We start from the raw sequence: 15,701 nt of genomic DNA, 5'->3' as shown, positions 1-15,701 counted from the left end.
GGAGTATCTTGATCGACATTGACATATTGGTTGAAACCGATGGCTGGCCAGGGGAGGCGGCGCTGTCGGACCTTGCATCAATTGCTATTGCTGCAGTTTGGGACGAGCTGGCTAGCGGAAACCAGCCCGACAGCGAGCTAAGTCTGGTTTTCACCGATGATGCGGCGATCAAGGAACTTAATAATGATTGGCGCGACAAGGACAAGCCTACCAATGTCTTGTCCTTTCCGGCCTTTCCGATCAAACCGGGTCAAGCGCCCGGACCGATGCTCGGCGATATCGTTATTGCCCTCGAAACCGTTGTGCGGGAAGCGGAAGATGAAGAAAAATCCTTCGACCATCACCTCACGCATCTGATCGTTCATGGGGTTTTGCATCTCCTCGGATATGACCACGAAACAGATGATGAAGCCGAAGAGATGGAGCAGCTCGAGCGCAAAATTCTTGCGCGGCTTGCAATTCCTGATCCATATGCGCTATCGGTCATAGACGATTAATTTGATTGAGGACCATGTCTGACACGTCGCACCAAAACGATCCTGCCGCGCCAGCCAAAGGCATGAATGGGCAGGAAAGTGATGCCGAAGGGCAAAGTATCACCAGAGCGCCTGTTTTAGAAAAGCGCTCGCTCCTTTCCACGATCTTTCCATTCTTGCGCGCGCGCCCCGGAACGTCCTTAAGGGACGATCTTGATGCTGCGCTTGCCGAGGATCATCATGGTGACACGGCCTTTTCTCCTGAAGAGCGCGCAATGCTTCATAACATTTTGCGCCTGCGGGAGTTGCGGGTCGAAGATGTGATGATTCCGCGCGCTGATATTGAAGCGGTCGAAATCAGCACGAGCCTTGGCGATCTCCTGGAAATATTCGAGAAGTCCGGTCATTCGCGTATGCCAGTCTTTGCCGAAACGCTGGATGACCCGCGGGGCATGGTTCATATCCGCGACGTGGTTAATCACATTACCAAGACGTCCCGGGTTAAAACGCCACGAAAAACGGCGCGCGCGCCCAAGTCCCCGGTTGCGGCAAAATTTGATCTCTCCAATGTTGATCTCACCAAAACGATTTCAGATTTGAGCTTGATGCGCACGATCCTGTTCGTGCCCCCTTCCATGCTTGCCAGTGATTTGATGGGGCGCATGCAGGCGCAGCGCATCCAGATAGCGCTCGTGATTGACGAGTATGGCGGCACTGATGGCCTGGTTTCGCTGGAAGATATCGTGGAAATGGTTGTCGGTGATATTGAAGACGAACATGACGATGATGAAGTGATGATCGTCGAGGATCCGGAGGGTGTATTCATTACGGATGCACGGGCGGATCTTGACGAAGTGTCTGAAAAGATCGGTTCAGGCTTCGTCGTCGGCGAACATGGTGAGGATGTTGATACGGTCGGTGGCCTGATCTTCTCGATTCTCGGACGCATTCCCGTGCGCGGCGAAATGGTTCAGGCTGTTCCCGGATATGAGTTTCACGTTTTGGAAGCCGATCCACGCCGCATACGTAAGGTTAGAATTGTTCCCCTGCGTCACGCAGAACGCAGGCCGCGTAGCCAGCGCCAAGGTGTTGTCGAGCCATCAGCGGATGACGAATGATCTTGTGTAAATTGGTCAAGGCATGATCCGGGGTCTGATCGATAGGATCGTGCTTCTGTCGGGTTGGCGGCGTTGTGGGCTGGCATTTCTTATGGGCGCTCTGGCGAGCTTTGCCTTGCCGCCCTACGACTTTTTTGCCGTAGCATTTGTTGCTTTTCCTGTTTTGGTCTGGCTGCTTGATGGCGCAGTGGATAATGCCGGAAGCGGCCCGATCCGTCGGCTGGTTCCCGCCGCAATAGTCGGCTGGTGGTTCGGCTTTGGCTATTTTGTTTTCGGGCTGTGGTGGATCGGCAATGCTTTGCTGGTCGATGCTGCAAATTTTGCCTGGGCAATTCCCTTGGCAATTTTTGGCCTTCCTGCATTTCTCGCATTTTTCTATGCTTTTGCAGCAGTAATTGCGCGTCTCATATGGAGCGACGGGATCGGGCGCATATTTGCGCTCGGCCTTGGTTTCGGCCTCGCCGAATGGTTGCGTTCCTTTGTGCTAACCGGTTTTCCCTGGAACGCCATCGGCTATGCCGCAATGCCAATACCGGTTCTGATGCAATCGTCTGTTATTGTGGGCTTGCTCGCAATGAATATTCTGGCGGTAATCGTATTTGCCATGCCTGCGGTTTATAATGCCAAGCAAGGCCGGATAGCTGGACTTGCCGTTGCACTCATCCTGATCATCGCTCATGTCGGCTTCGGCGTTTTCCGGCTCTCCACAGCGGATATCAAACTCGACGGCCCGCATATTCGTATCGTGCAACCCTCCATTTCGCAGGATCTCAAATGGGACGCAGAGGCGCGGCGCGGTATATTTGACAAGTACCTTGCCATGACCGCTGAAGAGCCAGCAGAGGGGAAAGTTAAGCCGCAGATTATAGTTTGGCCGGAAACAGCAGTTCCCTATATTCTGACGAAAACCCCGGAAGCACTGCAAGCTATCGCCGATAATTTGGCTGAGGGGCAGACTCTTTTGGCTGGTGCCATTAGAATGGAAGAGCCTGGCGGGGCGGAGGAACCTCTCTACTACAACACCATCTATGCCATCGACAGCTCGGGAGAAATTACCGGAGCGGCCGATAAAGTTCATCTCGTGCCCTTCGGGGAATATGTGCCGCTTGAGAGCATTCTCCGAAAGATCGGCATTAGCGAAGTGGTGGAACTGCCGGGAGGGTTCAGCGCAGCTTCGGTGCGCCGCTCGCTTGAGGTTATCAGCGGTTTCTCAGTACTGCCGCTCATATGTTATGAGGCCATCTTTCCGGGTGAGATGTTCTACCAAGGCGCAGCCGCCAATGCCATTGTCAACGTCACCAACGATGCATGGTATGGCGATACTCCTGGTCCTTACCAGCATTTCAGACAGGCGCAATTGCGCGCAGTGGAACAGGGGCTGCCGATGGTGCGGGCCGCCAATAACGGTCTTTCAGGGGTCGTTGACCCCTATGGACGAATCATTGATGCGCTTGCACTCAATGGGGTGGGTTTGATTGATGCTCAACTTCCAGGACCCGTAGAACTACCTTGGGGAGAGGGGGTTCATACAGTTCAATTTCTGGTTGTATTAATAATGGTTCTAATTGTGGCGTTGGGGTATTTTTTGCGCGGTAGAAGGCGTGTTGGTTGACATTTCCGATACAGCCCTGTCGAATAAAGTGATATTTGGTACGTTGATACATTGATGGTAAAATTCATTTTCAATTCCATTTCATATGAATGAGATTTTCATGTCTGATAATAGTAAAAAGAGTCCGAACCCCGTTGATATCCATGTTGGCGCAAGAATTAGATTGCGACGCAATATGATAGGCTTGAGCCAGGAAAAGCTCGGTGAGAGCCTTGGAATAACGTTTCAGCAGATTCAAAAATATGAAAAAGGCATGAACCGTGTGGGTGCCAGTCGCCTTCAGGCAATAGCCAATATCCTCAACGTGCCGGTTACATTCTTTTTTGACGACATGCCCGGTCAGTCAGACAAACCTCGTGGTTTTGAGGAAGAAAACGAGACAACCTATGTCGTTGGTTTCCTGAACAGTTCAGAGGGTATCCAGTTGGCGCGCGCCTTTGCAAAAATTGGCGACGCGAAAATCCGGCGTAAAGTGCTCGACCTCGTACGCACGCTTGGCCAAGAGGATGATGCGGTCTAGAGGCTTTTCTGCTTAAAGAAAAGCAATTCTGTTCCGCCAACGGCGTGACAAGGGACACCGAAAGTGGCGAGGGCGACGTCTCTCCGAAGTTGCGTGACAAAGCGGCTGGACGCGCGCTGAAACCCCAAGCGTTGGTTTGCAAAAGCAAACCAACCAGCTTTCAAATCCGCCGGTCGCGCTGACTGGATTAGTAACAAATGCAGTTCGATCCGTGGCGCGTGCAATTGGGCCAAATCCTTCCGGTGCACCTACGCATAATGGGGCGAGATCAACCTCGCTAAACCCTTCGATTTTGCCCCAAGATTCCCTTCAGTAGAAGGATTCTCCTTAAGCAAGAAAGGCTCCAACCATAACTTTTCATCTGTTTATGGTGTGAAACGGGAAAAAAATCCTCTTGGCGCGATCCTTTTAAAAGTGAAAGCAATTGACGGAACCGCCGCAGCTTGGCAAACACTATGCAGCCAGTCGGCATATGCCTGCTGGCGTTCGTTTGCTTTCAAGAGGGGTTCCCCGTGACGCGCAGTTCTTATCTTTTTACCAGTGAGTCCGTTTCGGAAGGTCACCCGGACAAAGTCTGTGACCGTATTTCCGATGAAATCGTTGACATGATCTACAAAGAAGCGAAGAAAACAGGAGTTGATCCCTGGACTGTTCGTATTGCCTGCGAAACTCTGGCGACAACGAACCGGGTCGTAATAGCTGGCGAAGTCCGGGTTCCGGATACATTGCTGAAGAAAGATAAAAACGGCGCTGTCGTTAAGGATGCCAAAGGCCATCCGGTTATCAATCCTTCCAGATTCCGTGCTGCCGCCCGTCGCGCCATTCGCGACATTGGTTATGAACAGGAAGGCTTCAACTGGAAGACGGCGAAGATTGAAGTTCTGCTGCATCCCCAATCGGCAGATATTGCCCAAGGCGTCGATAATGCAGCCGATCGCCAAGGTGAAGAAGGCGCTGGCGACCAGGGCATCATGTTCGGCTACGCATGCCGCGAAACACCTGATCTCATGCCTGCTCCAATTTATTATTCCCATAAGATTCTGGAATTGCTGGCAGCAGCCCGTCACAAGGGCGAAGGCGATGCTGGCAAGCTTGGACCTGATGCCAAGAGCCAGGTTACTGTCCGCTATGTGGACGGTGTGGCGGCAGAAGCAACCCAAATCGTGCTTTCAACGCAGCATCTGGATGCAAGCTGGGACTCAAAAAAGGTCCGCAGCGTCGTTGAACCCTATATTCGCGAAGCCATGGGTGATCTGAAGATTGCTGACGATTGCGTCTGGTACATCAATCCTACGGGCAAGTTCGTCATTGGTGGTCCAGACGGCGATGCTGGCCTCACTGGCCGCAAAATCATTGTCGATACCTATGGCGGTGCTGCTCCTCATGGCGGCGGCGCTTTCTCGGGCAAGGACACAACCAAGGTTGACCGTTCTGCGGCATATGCAGCACGTTATCTTGCAAAGAACGTTGTAGCCGCGGGTTTTGCTGATCGCTGCACGATCCAGCTTTCCTATGCAATTGGCGTTGCCCAGCCGCTTTCGGTCTATGTTGATCTGCATGGCACGGGCAAAGTAAAGGAAGATGCGGTCGAGGAAGCCCTGCGCAAGGTTATGGACCTGTCGCCCTCCGGCATTCGTAAGCATCTTGACCTTAACAAGCCAATCTATGCCAAGACTTCGGCCTATGGCCATTTCGGACGGAAACCCGGCCGCGATGGGTCTTTCTCATGGGAAAAGACAGATCTTGCCAAGCAATTGAAGACAGCATTGGCCGCCTAAGCGGCCAATGTGGATAAATGGTATGACCGAGCCCAGACGCGAGCGTTCAACAGAAGCATTCTTCGGCAGGAGAAGCGGCAAGGCGCTGCGCCCTTTGCAGCGTTCCATCAGGGATGAACTCCTGCCTGAATTAAAGCTGGATCTTACTTCCCCAGCACCCGGCAACCTCCGCAGTCTTTTTGCTGCCGAGGTTGACGTGGTGCGTATGGAGATTGGCTTCGGGGGCGGCGAGCATCTTGTGCATGAAGCCGCGCGTCATCCGGAAGCGGGCTTTATCGGCGTTGAGCCATTCGTCAACAGCATGGCGAAGCTGGTTGTTGATCTTCACGACAATCCGCTCGCCAATATCAGGCTTTACGACGACGACGCAACGCAAGTGCTCGATTGGCTGCCGGAAGCATCGCTTGATGGAATAGATCTTTTCTATCCTGATCCCTGGCCCAAGAAAAAGCATTGGAAGCGCCGTTTTATCAGCCAGAAAAATCTCGGTCGCTTTGCTCGTGTGTTGAAATCGGGCGGACGCTTTCGCTTTGCATCCGACATAGATACCTATGTAAATTGGACATTGCAGCACTGTCATGAACATAGTGAGTTCGATTGGCTTGCTGAAACAGCCGCTGATTGGCATACACCTTACGAAGCATGGCCGGGCACCCGCTATGAGCAGAAAGCTCATCGCGAAGGCAGGGTCGGCGCTTATCTGACATTTCTACGACGCTAAGCCTCTTTGCACGCTATTTCGCGTGACAGCTTCCTGACAGTTTTCTAGTATCATTCTAAAGACGAGGAGACCGCTGGGAGGCTGTCCATAGATATGCGCGTTAATCGTGGCAACAATGCCTGCGCAATCCTATGGCGACAACTTTCCAATCTTCGAAAAACTGAAAAAATCGATGGCCGAGGGCCGTTTTGGGAGGACTTCACACAATGCGTAAGATGTTGCTCGCTTTTGTAGCTGCCGGTGCAATGGCTATTTCCGGAAATGCCTTTGCCGCAGATTATAAAATAATGGCGCCAGCCGCACCCGGCGGCGGTTGGGATCAAACCGCCCGCACTCTCCAGACAGTGCTTCAGGAAGAGAAAATCTCGGGCAATGTGCAGGTCGTCAACGTGACCGGCGCGGGCGGTACGATTGGTCTCGCACAATTTGCAAACTCCGCCAAAGGCGATCCGTCGCAGCTCATCGTGGGTGGTTACGTGATGGTTGGTGCAATTCTCACCAATGCATCGCCAGTTACTTTGGAGCAGGTAACGCCAATTGCGCGCCTTACTGGCGAATACGAGGCATTGGTCGTGCCGGCTGCTTCTCCAATCAAGTCGATAGCCGATCTGGTCGAGAAGCTTAAGGCTGATCCCGGCGCAGTATCCTGGGGTGGCGGTTCGGCTGGCGGTACAGATCATATCACTGCAGGTCTTTTGGCCAAGGCAGCGGGTGTCGATCCAACCAAAGTAAACTACATTGCCTTTTCTGGCGGCGGCGAAGCACTTGCAGCCATTCTCGGTAATCAGGTGACGGTTGGTATCTCGGGTTACGGTGAGTTCGAATCGCAGATCAAGTCAGGTACTCTCCGTATTATCGGTATTTCCAGTGAGACCAAGGTTGAGGGCATTGATGCGCCAACCTTCAAGGAAGGTGGCCTCGACGTTTCCATCCAGAATTGGCGCATGGTGGCCGCGGCTCCCGGCATCACTAAGGAGCAGGAAGCGGCTATTGGCGCCGACATCGAAAAATTGGTTAAGTCCAAGGGCTGGCAGGAGCAGTTGAAGGCCAAAGGTTGGGCTGACACATATCTTGCAGGCGATGCATTCAAGGCACAGCTGGCCAAGGATACGGAAGCAACGTCCGCTATCCTGAAAGATATCGGCTTGGTAAAATGACGCAGCAGTCATCAACCTCAAAAACGCGCCGCCCTGATCGGGCGGCGTTGGGCATTGCCGCCTTTCTGGCGGTTCTGGCCATCATAATCGGATACAGCACGGCCACCACTCATGGCGGCAGCGTCACACGGATTGGCCCCGCTGTTTTCCCATACGCCATCAGTATTGTTTTATTTATTTTGGCTATCTGGACTGTGTTCGAAGCCTTCCGTGGAGAATTTCCTGAGCGCGAGGCACAGGCGCCGGGCCCGGTCCTGTGGATTGTCGGTGGACTCGCCGCTCAAATGCTCCTTCTTAACGTTGTCGGCTTTTCAATTGCCACGGGCCTGTTGTTTGCCGCCACAGCGCGAGGCTTCGGCAAAACGAAGCTTTGGATAACGATACCTGCGGGCATCGTCCTTTCCTTTGTCGTCTGGGTACTCTTTGCCAAGGGGCTTCAATTGTCTCTGCCGGCAGGGCCGCCAGAACACTTCTTTTTTGGGAGTTAAGGTCAATGGACACGTTTGGATTGCTGTTCCAGGGCTTCGCCGTTGCGATGGACCCGATGAACCTTCTCTACGCCCTGATCGGCGTGACATTGGGCACCGCTGTTGGCGTGCTTCCGGGCATCGGCCCGGCTTTGACGGTGGCGCTTTTGCTACCCGTCACTTACAAACTGGACCCTGCCGGGTCACTCATCATGTTTGCCGGTATTTACTACGGGGGCATGTATGGCGGGTCGACGACATCCATCCTGCTGAACACACCGGGCGAAAGCTCTTCGATCGTCACGGCGCTTGAAGGCAACAAGATGGCCCGCGCGGGACGCGGCGGACCGGCTCTTGCCACGGCAGCAATTGGTTCCTTTGTAGCGGGTTTGATTGCGACCATCGGTCTGGCGCTTGTCGCGCCCTGGATAGTGAAGTTCGCCTTGTCGTTTGGACCTGCGGAGTATTTTGCTCTCATGGTTCTGGCGTTCATGACGGTTTCCGCGGCCTTTGGTGATTCTACTTTACGCGGCCTGACAGCGCTGTTCATCGGACTGGCACTGGGTCTGGTGGGGCAGGACCAATTGACAGGACAAGCAAGGCTTGCCTTCGGCATTCCCGATTTGCTTGACGGGATTGAAGTCACCACCTTGGCAGTCGCGCTTTTTGCGATTGGCGAAACACTTGCCGTTGCGGCCTCACGCTCTTCAATGGACGAAAAAATCGAAGCGGTTAAAGGTTCGATCTGGATGACCAAGGAAGATTGGTCACGTTCGTGGAAGCCATGGCTGCGCGGAACATTTATCGGCTTTCCTATCGGGGCAATGCCTGCCGGCGGTGCTGAAATCGGTACGTTCCTTTCCTACTCCGTGGAAAAGCAACTTGCGAAAAAGCCGGAAGAGTTTGGTCATGGCGCGATTGAGGGTGTGGCAGGACCGGAAGCGGCCAATAATGCCTCTGCCGCAGGTACATTGGTTCCACTGCTGACGCTTGGTTTGCCGACAACTGCAACTGCAGCGATCATGCTTGCGGGTTTCCAGCAATTCGGACTTCAGCCCGGGCCATTGCTGTTTGTAACAAGCCCGCAATTGGTGTGGGGCTTGATTGCCAGCCTTCTGGTAGCCAACCTTATGCTGCTGGTGCTGAATCTGCCACTTATCGGCCTTTGGGTGCGCTTGCTGTCTATTCCCAAGCCATGGCTTTATGCGGGCATTCTTGTTTTCGCAACGTTAGGAACGATAGGAGCAAATTCCGCAGTCTTTCAACTTGGATGGCTCGCCTTCTCGTTCGAATTGGCAATGCTGATACTTTTTGGATTGTTTGGCTACTTCATGCGGCAATTCGGTTATCCGATTGCGCCGGTTGTTGTCGGCCTTATCCTTGGCCCGATGGCTGAAACGCAATTGCGTCGCGCCATCCAGATCAGTCAGGGCGACTTCTCTGTATTGGTCGGGTCACCAATCGCGGTAACCTTGCTGGTTCTGGCTGTCTGTGCGGTGGTTATACCGCTCATCATGCGTGCCCGAGGCCAAGGTAAAGTTCTGGCCTCGCTTGCAGCGAACGAAGACTAAGCTTCATTCACCGTCCACCGGACCGATTAGTTCCGGTGGATGGAGCTGAACTGAACCGGATCAATGCCCAGCGTGCGCAGATCCGAAGCAATTGGCTGGTGGCCAGTGCGTGTGGCTGATGCAACTGCGACGGCGCTGCCGAATACGTTCAGCATGCGGCTGATCTTGGAACTTGCGGAATTCTTGCTCATTTTATTCATCCTTTTCGCGTTTATATTGCGATGCAACAAAGATAGGGATGAGAGGCAAGTTTAGTAAGAGCTTCTTATGCAAGGCAGCTATGCGAATTGACCTATACAGACCACAGGAGGTCTGGGTTCGCAGAAATTTGTCACGGCGCTTGAAAGTCTCCGCCCGTTTCGGTATACAGATCGTATATTCTTGGTCGTTAGAACAGGGGTGGGTCCACACAGGTCCCGCTCTTTTTTGTTTCTTGGGGCCAAAACAAGGAAAATTTGCGTGACAGACGGCACCAATACAGAAGAGCAAGCTATACCGGCAACTGGCCTGGAAGAGCGTATTATTACGGAAACCGGCATTGATGCACGTGTTGCTTCAATTATTGAGCCGGTACTTCAGTCTATAGGTTTCCGGCTTGTTCGGGCGCGCCTTTCAGGTCTTAATGGACTTACGCTACAGATTATGACTGAGCGGAACGATGGCACCATGACCGTTGAAGATTGTGAGCTTGTGAGCCGCACGCTGTCTCCGGTTCTTGATGTTGAAGATCCGATTGACCGGAATTATCATCTGGAAGTGTCCTCCCCGGGGATCGACCGTCCGCTCGTGCGGAAGTCGGATTTTTCGGTCTGGAGTGGGCATATCGTAAAGGTTGATACTTCCGCAGTTCTCGATGGCAGGAAAAAGTTTCGCGGCCGGATCGCCAACGTTACAGATCAATCAATAACGATCGAAAGCGATCAGGCGACCTATGGCGACAAGCCAGCTGTCGAGGTTCCATTCGAAATGATTGCCGATGCCCGTCTTATTTTAACGGATGATCTCATTCGCGATGCATTGCGCCGCGACAAGGATCTGCGCGAAGGCCGCATACCAGAAGATAATAGCTCGGACACTGACGAAGCGAACGCTTCGGACGAAGAGCAGAGCTAACAACCGGATTGAATTTCATACGCCCGCAGAGGAAGCGTGGTGGTGAACCCAAGGAGAAGAAAATGGCAGTCAGTGCAAACAGGCTAGAACTTCTGCAGATCGCCGATGCGGTTGCGCGCGAGAAGTCGATTGACCGCGAGATCGTTATTGCGGCTATGGCCGATGCCATTCAGAAAGCTGCGCGCTCGCGTTATGGCCAGGAAACCAATATCCGCGCCGACATCAACGCCAAGACGGGCGAAATCAAGTTGCAACGCCTGCTTGAAGTCGTCGAAACCGTTGAAGATCCGGTCACGCAGATTGGTATGGATGCCGCCCGCGATCGTAACCCTGATGCGCAGCCAGGCGATTTCCTTGCGGACCAATTGCCTCCGATGGATTTCGGTCGCATCGCGGCACAGTCTGCAAAACAGGTTATCGTGCAGAAAGTGCGCGAAGCAGAGCGCGACCGCCAGTATGACGAATACAAGGATCGCGTCGGCGAAATCATCAATGGTAGCGTCAAGCGTGTTGAATATGGCAATGTGATCGTGGATCTCGGTCGCGGTGAAGCTATTGTTCGTCGTGACGAATTGATCCCCCGCGAAACTTTCCGCTATGGGGACCGTGTTCGCGCCTATGTTTATGATGTGCGCCGCGAACAGCGCGGTCCGCAGATTTTCCTGAGCCGCACGCACCCGCAATTCATGGCGAAGCTTTTCACCATGGAAGTACCGGAAATTTATGACGGCATCATTGAAATCAAATCAGTAGCCCGTGATCCGGGTTCACGCGCCAAGATTGCTGTTATTTCGCGTGATTCGTCGATTGATCCAGTCGGCGCTTGCGTCGGTATGCGTGGTTCGCGCGTTCAGGCTGTTGTCGGTGAGCTTCAGGGCGAAAAGATCGACATTATTCCTTGGTCACCAGAGCCTGCTTCCTTTATCGTTAATGCATTGCAGCCGGCGGAAGTTTCCAAAGTTGTTCTCGATGAAGATGCCGAGCGTATTGAAGTTGTGGTTCCGGATGACCAATTATCACTAGCGATCGGTCGTCGCGGTCAGAATGTCCGCTTGGCCTCGCAATTGACAGGCTGGGATATCGACATCCTCACAGAGCAGGAAGAGTCCGAGCGCCGTCAGAAGGAATTTGTCGAACGCTCCAACCTGTTCATGGAAGCCTTGGACGTTGATGAAATGGTCGGTCAGGTTCTTGCCTCCGAAGGTTTTGCCAGCGTTGAAGAAATCGCTTATGTTGATAGCGACGATATTTCCTCGATCGATGGTTTCGACGAGGACACGGCGACTGAAATTCAACAGCGCGCGCAGGAATATCTGGGCCGAATAGAAGAAGAGCGTGATGCCCGCCGCAAGGAATTGGGTGTCTCGGACGAACTTCGTGATCTGCCAGGCATGACCAACGCGATTCTGGTTGCCGTCGGTGAAGACGGTGTCAAAACCGTGGAAGATTTTGCTGGCTATGCTGTTGACGAACTGACCGGATGGCGTGAGCGCAAGGACGGGGAAACTGTAAATTTCCCCGGCATTTTGTCGGCATTTGAAGTAAGCCGTGCAGATGCGGAACAGATGGTGCTCGCTGCTCGTTTGAAGGCTGGATGGATCACGGAAGATGATCTCGTTGCAACCGAGACCGAAGCCGACGCTGAAGAAGAGGTTGCTGGCTGAGCCCAGTAGCTTGAAAATGGAAGCGGATATGAACGACAGAACGTGCATCGTCACGCGTGAAGCAGGTTCTGTCGATGACATGATCCGGTTTGTAGCTGGCCCCGATGGATCGGTTGTTGCTGACTTAAAGCACAACCTTCCCGGACGGGGATGTTGGGTCAAGGCCCAGCGGCGCTATATTGACGAAGCGGTAAAGCGAAAGCTTTTCCCGCGTGGACTGAAAACAGCGGTGACAGTTCCCGATAATTTCGGGCAGATCGTCGACCAGATGCTGGTAAAATCGGCTTTGGGAAGTTTTGGGTTGGCGCGAAAGGCCGGTGTTGTGATAACAGGGGCCGCAAAAGTGGATATCGCCATCCGCAACGGCACAGCAGGACTTGTGCTGCATGCTTCTGAAGCAGCGGAAGACGGCGTCCGAAAGCTTGACCAGGCCCGGCGTTCGGTAGTTTATGCCGACGGACCTGATATACCCGCCCTTTCATTGTTCAGTAGCGATGAAATGGATTTGGCATTGGGTGGGGTTAATGTGATACATGCTGCCGTACTCAGAGGGAGGGCAGCTGCCGGACTCATGAAACGAGTCTGGATGCTACAGCATTTTCGCGTGGGTCTGGACGAGCAGACCAGCGCTAAAGCGGCAACTGCTGCGAAGGAAACGGAAACGGAATGAGCGATATAAAATCGACAGACGACAAGACGCTTGGCGTCAATAAGAAAACCCTGACCCTGAAGCGGCCCGGTATCGAACAAAGCACGGTGCGCCAGAATTTCAGCCACGGGCGGACGAAGTCTGTTGTCGTTGAAACGAAGAAGCGCAAGTTCAGCCTGCCGGACCAGAAGCCGGAGGTTGCGCCTGTTGCTGCTCCGGCTCCAGCGCCAGCACCTGTTCAGACAGCGCCTGCTGCGCCAGCGCCTGCTGCGCCAGTGACGGCGGCACCAGTTGCGCCGGCTGTATCCCAGCCAGCTGCCGCTGCGCCTCAGCCAGTTGCTGCTGCTCCTGCACCTGCGCCAGAACCTCGCTCGGCTGCGCCGGCACCCGCTGCCGCTCCATCCAGCAAGGCTACGGCACCGGCCACCCCTGCTCGCCCTGCACAGCGCGGTGGGGCTCAACCATCATCGCCGCAGCGTCCCGGACAGCCATACCGTTCGTCCGGTCAGCGACCGAATGATCGTTCAGGCATGGTCTTGAATACGCTATCGGCAGCCGAGCTTGAAGCGCGCCGCAAAGCTCTTGAAGGGTCTAAAGCACGCGATATTGAGGATCGGGCCAAGGCAGCTATCGAAGCTGCCCGCCGCGCAGAAGAAGATGCGTTGCGCGCCAAGGAGCGTGAAGAATCCGCTCGCCGTCAGGCAGAAGAAGAAGAGCGTCTGCGCAAGGAAGCTCAGGCCAAGCAGCGCGCTGAAGAAGAATCACGCAAGCGTCAACCCGAGTCTGCCGCTACTGAAGAGGCTAGCTCGAAAGTATCCGTTCGCAAGACCAATGTTGCGGAAGAAGAAGAGACCCGCCGCGGTAGTCCGGCAGGCGCGCGTCGCGGCAGCAGTGCTGCCCCGGCAAAGCCTGAAGTTCGCACCCCTAAGGTTGTCAAAGGTGAAGATGAACGCCGTCGCGGCAAGCTGACATTGGGCTCTGCGCTCAATGATGAAGGCCGCAGCCGTTCGCTTTCCGCCATGCGCCGCCGCCAGGAAAAGTTCAAGCGCGGCATGCAGCAGGAAACACGCGAAAAGATCGCGCGTGAAGTCGTTCTGCCGGAAACCATCACCATTCAGGAACTTGCCCAGCGTATGGCTGAGCGTTCGGTCGACGTCATCAAATATTTGATGAAAGAAGGCCAGATGATGAAGCCGGGCGATTTGATCGATGCCGATATGGCTCAGCTGATTGCCGAAGAATTCGGTCACACGGTTCGCCGCGTTGCCGAATCGGACGTTGAAGAAGGTATCTTTAACGTTCAGGATGATCAGGGTGCATTCGTATCACGGCCACCTGTTGTCACCATTATGGGTCACGTCGATCACGGCAAGACTTCATTGCTGGACGCTATCCGCAAGGCGAACGTTGTATCCGGTGAAGCCGGTGGCATTACCCAGCATATTGGTGCTTACCAAGTTGAGCAGAACGGTCAGAAGATCACCTTCATCGATACCCCGGGCCACGCTGCCTTCACGGCAATGCGCGCACGCGGTGCCCAAGCAACCGATATCGCCATTCTGGTGGTTGCGGCTGATGATAGCGTGATGCCGCAGACGATTGAATCAATCAATCATGCCAAGGCGGCAGGCGTTCCGATCATTGTCGCGATCAACAAGATCGACAAGCCTTCTGCCGATCCGCAGAAGGTGCGTAACGGATTGCTTCAGCACGAAGTTTTTGTAGAATCGATGGGCGGCGAAACGCTGGACGTTGAGGTGTCTGCGAAAACCGGCGTTGGCCTGGACAAGCTTCTTGAAACAATCTTGCTTCAGGCAGAAGTTCTGGATCTCAAGGCCGATCCAATTCGTACGGCGGAAGGTGTGGTTATCGAAGCCAAGCTTGATCGCGGTCGCGGTTCGGTGGCTACTGTTCTCGTGCAGAAGGGTACTCTGCACCCTGGCGACATCATTGTTGCCGGTAGTGAATGGGGCCGTGTTCGCGCACTGATCAATGACCGTGGCGAAAACATGAAGGATGCCGGACCGGCCATGCCGGTTGAGGTTCTCGGTCTTGGCGGACCGCCACAAGCGGGTGATCGTTTTGCCGTTGTTGAAAACGAAGCCAAGGCACGCGAGATTTCCGAATATCGCACACGTCTGGCCCGTGAAAAGGCTGTGGCCAAGCAAGCCGGTTCTCGTGGATCGCTTGAGCAGATGATGAGCCAGTTGCAAGTTACCGGCTTGAAAGAGTTCCCGTTGCTCATCAAGGGTGACGTACAGGGCTCAATCGAAGCCATTGCCGGCGCTCTCGACAAGCTAGGTACTGAAGAAGTACGCGCGCGCATCATCCATTCGGGTGCGGGCGGAATCACCGAAAGTGATATCGCGCTTGCAGAAGCATCGAACGCTGCAATCATCGGCTTCAACGTACGCGCCAACAAGCAGGCTCGTGATCTGGCTGAACGCGAAGGCATCGAAATTCGCTACTACAACATCATTTACGATCTGGTAGATGATGTGAAAGCAGCAATGTCCGGTCTTCTTTCTCCAGAACGCCGCGAAACCTTCATCGGCAATGCGGAAATTCTGGAAGTCTTCAATATCACGAAGGTCGGCAAGGTCGCCGGTTGCCGTGTCACGGAAGGCAAGGTCGAACGTGGTGCAGGCGTACGCCTTATCCGCGACAACGTTGTCATCCACGAAGGCAAGCTCAAGACGCTCAAGCGCTTCAAGGATGAAGTATCCGAAGTGCCGATGGGTCAGGAATGCGGTATGGCGTTTGAAAACTACGAGGATATTCGCGCAGGCGATACAATCGAAGCTTTCCGCGTCGAACATGTAACCCGCACGCTCTAAACTCAAGCGTCTCGATTA

Annotated in this window: 14 protein-coding genes; 13 read left to right on the top strand and 1 reads right to left on the bottom strand. The window is 54.0% G+C overall.

Going from position 1 to position 15,701, the window contains the following annotated elements; all coding sequences use genetic code 11:
• Positions 1-8 precede the first annotated feature (8 nt).
• The 9 genes from ybeY (at position 9) to V9K95_RS09825 (ending at position 9,420) form a co-directional block, all read left to right on the top strand.
• Positions 9-497, top strand: coding sequence for an rRNA maturation RNase YbeY (ybeY, locus tag V9K95_RS09865; protein ID WP_162802387.1), 489 nt, complete (start codon positions 9-11; stop codon positions 495-497).
• Positions 498-511: 14 nt separating this feature from the next.
• On the top strand, positions 512-1,594 hold the full coding sequence (locus V9K95_RS09860; RefSeq protein ID WP_115051430.1) for a hemolysin family protein: 1,083 nt from the start codon (positions 512-514) through the stop codon (positions 1,592-1,594).
• Positions 1,595-1,616: 22 nt separating this feature from the next.
• On the top strand, positions 1,617-3,206 hold the full coding sequence (gene lnt / locus V9K95_RS09855) for an apolipoprotein N-acyltransferase (RefSeq protein WP_336440683.1): 1,590 nt from the start codon (positions 1,617-1,619) through the stop codon (positions 3,204-3,206).
• A gap of 100 nt (positions 3,207-3,306) precedes the next feature.
• A complete protein-coding gene (locus tag V9K95_RS09850; RefSeq protein ID WP_115051428.1) occupies positions 3,307-3,726 on the top strand; it encodes a helix-turn-helix domain-containing protein in 420 nt (139 codons plus the stop codon).
• Positions 3,727-4,238: 512 nt separating this feature from the next.
• Entirely contained in the window at positions 4,239-5,504 is a 1,266-nt protein-coding gene (metK, locus tag V9K95_RS09845; RefSeq protein WP_115051615.1) for a methionine adenosyltransferase, read from the top strand.
• Positions 5,505-5,526: 22 nt separating this feature from the next.
• Positions 5,527-6,225 (top strand): tRNA (guanosine(46)-N7)-methyltransferase TrmB, encoded by a 699-nt coding sequence (trmB, locus tag V9K95_RS09840; RefSeq protein ID WP_336440682.1) that lies wholly within the window; start codon positions 5,527-5,529, stop codon positions 6,223-6,225.
• A 206-nt stretch (positions 6,226-6,431) separates the two neighbouring features.
• Positions 6,432-7,382 (top strand): Bug family tripartite tricarboxylate transporter substrate binding protein, encoded by a 951-nt coding sequence (locus tag V9K95_RS09835; RefSeq protein WP_115051426.1) that lies wholly within the window; start codon positions 6,432-6,434, stop codon positions 7,380-7,382.
• Positions 7,379-7,870, top strand: a complete 492-nt coding sequence (locus V9K95_RS09830; protein ID WP_307282372.1) for a tripartite tricarboxylate transporter TctB family protein — start codon at positions 7,379-7,381, stop codon at positions 7,868-7,870. The genes V9K95_RS09835 and V9K95_RS09830 overlap by 4 nt, the downstream gene beginning before the upstream one ends.
• Positions 7,871-7,875: 5 nt before the next feature.
• On the top strand, positions 7,876-9,420 hold the full coding sequence (locus V9K95_RS09825) for a tripartite tricarboxylate transporter permease (protein WP_115051424.1): 1,545 nt from the start codon (positions 7,876-7,878) through the stop codon (positions 9,418-9,420).
• Between the two features lie 26 nt (positions 9,421-9,446).
• Here the strand turns inward: V9K95_RS09825 and V9K95_RS09820 are convergent, their stop codons facing one another.
• Positions 9,447-9,611: a hypothetical protein gene (locus tag V9K95_RS09820; RefSeq protein WP_307282376.1), complete on the bottom strand. Its 165-nt coding sequence runs from the start codon at positions 9,609-9,611 to the stop codon at positions 9,447-9,449.
• Positions 9,612-9,879: 268 nt separating this feature from the next.
• Here V9K95_RS09820 and rimP point away from each other — a divergent pair, with 268 nt between their 5' ends.
• The 4 genes from rimP to infB all read left to right on the top strand — a co-directional run bounded on the left by rimP (position 9,880) and on the right by infB (position 15,683).
• The gene (gene rimP, locus V9K95_RS09815; RefSeq protein ID WP_336440681.1) at positions 9,880-10,533 is read left to right on the top strand and encodes a ribosome maturation factor RimP; all 654 of its coding nucleotides are present in this window, start codon (positions 9,880-9,882) and stop codon (positions 10,531-10,533) included.
• Positions 10,534-10,595: 62 nt separating this feature from the next.
• Complete coding sequence (gene nusA, locus V9K95_RS09810) at positions 10,596-12,197, top strand: transcription termination factor NusA (RefSeq protein ID WP_115051422.1); 1,602 nt, start codon at positions 10,596-10,598, stop codon at positions 12,195-12,197.
• A 16-nt stretch (positions 12,198-12,213) separates the two neighbouring features.
• Positions 12,214-12,867 (top strand): RNA-binding protein, encoded by a 654-nt coding sequence (locus tag V9K95_RS09805; protein ID WP_115051421.1) that lies wholly within the window; start codon positions 12,214-12,216, stop codon positions 12,865-12,867.
• On the top strand, positions 12,864-15,683 hold the full coding sequence (gene infB, locus V9K95_RS09800) for a translation initiation factor IF-2 (protein WP_307282379.1): 2,820 nt from the start codon (positions 12,864-12,866) through the stop codon (positions 15,681-15,683). Before V9K95_RS09805 ends, infB begins: the two co-directional genes overlap by 4 nt.
• Positions 15,684-15,701 lie beyond the last annotated feature (18 nt).

The sequence above is a fragment of the Phyllobacterium sp. CCNWLW183 genome (assembly GCF_037203775.1).
GTDB lineage: Bacteria > Pseudomonadota > Alphaproteobacteria > Rhizobiales > Rhizobiaceae > Phyllobacterium > Phyllobacterium ifriqiyense.
Note: the sequence above shows the minus strand (reverse complement) of the source record. Positions and strands in the feature narration are given on the sequence as shown.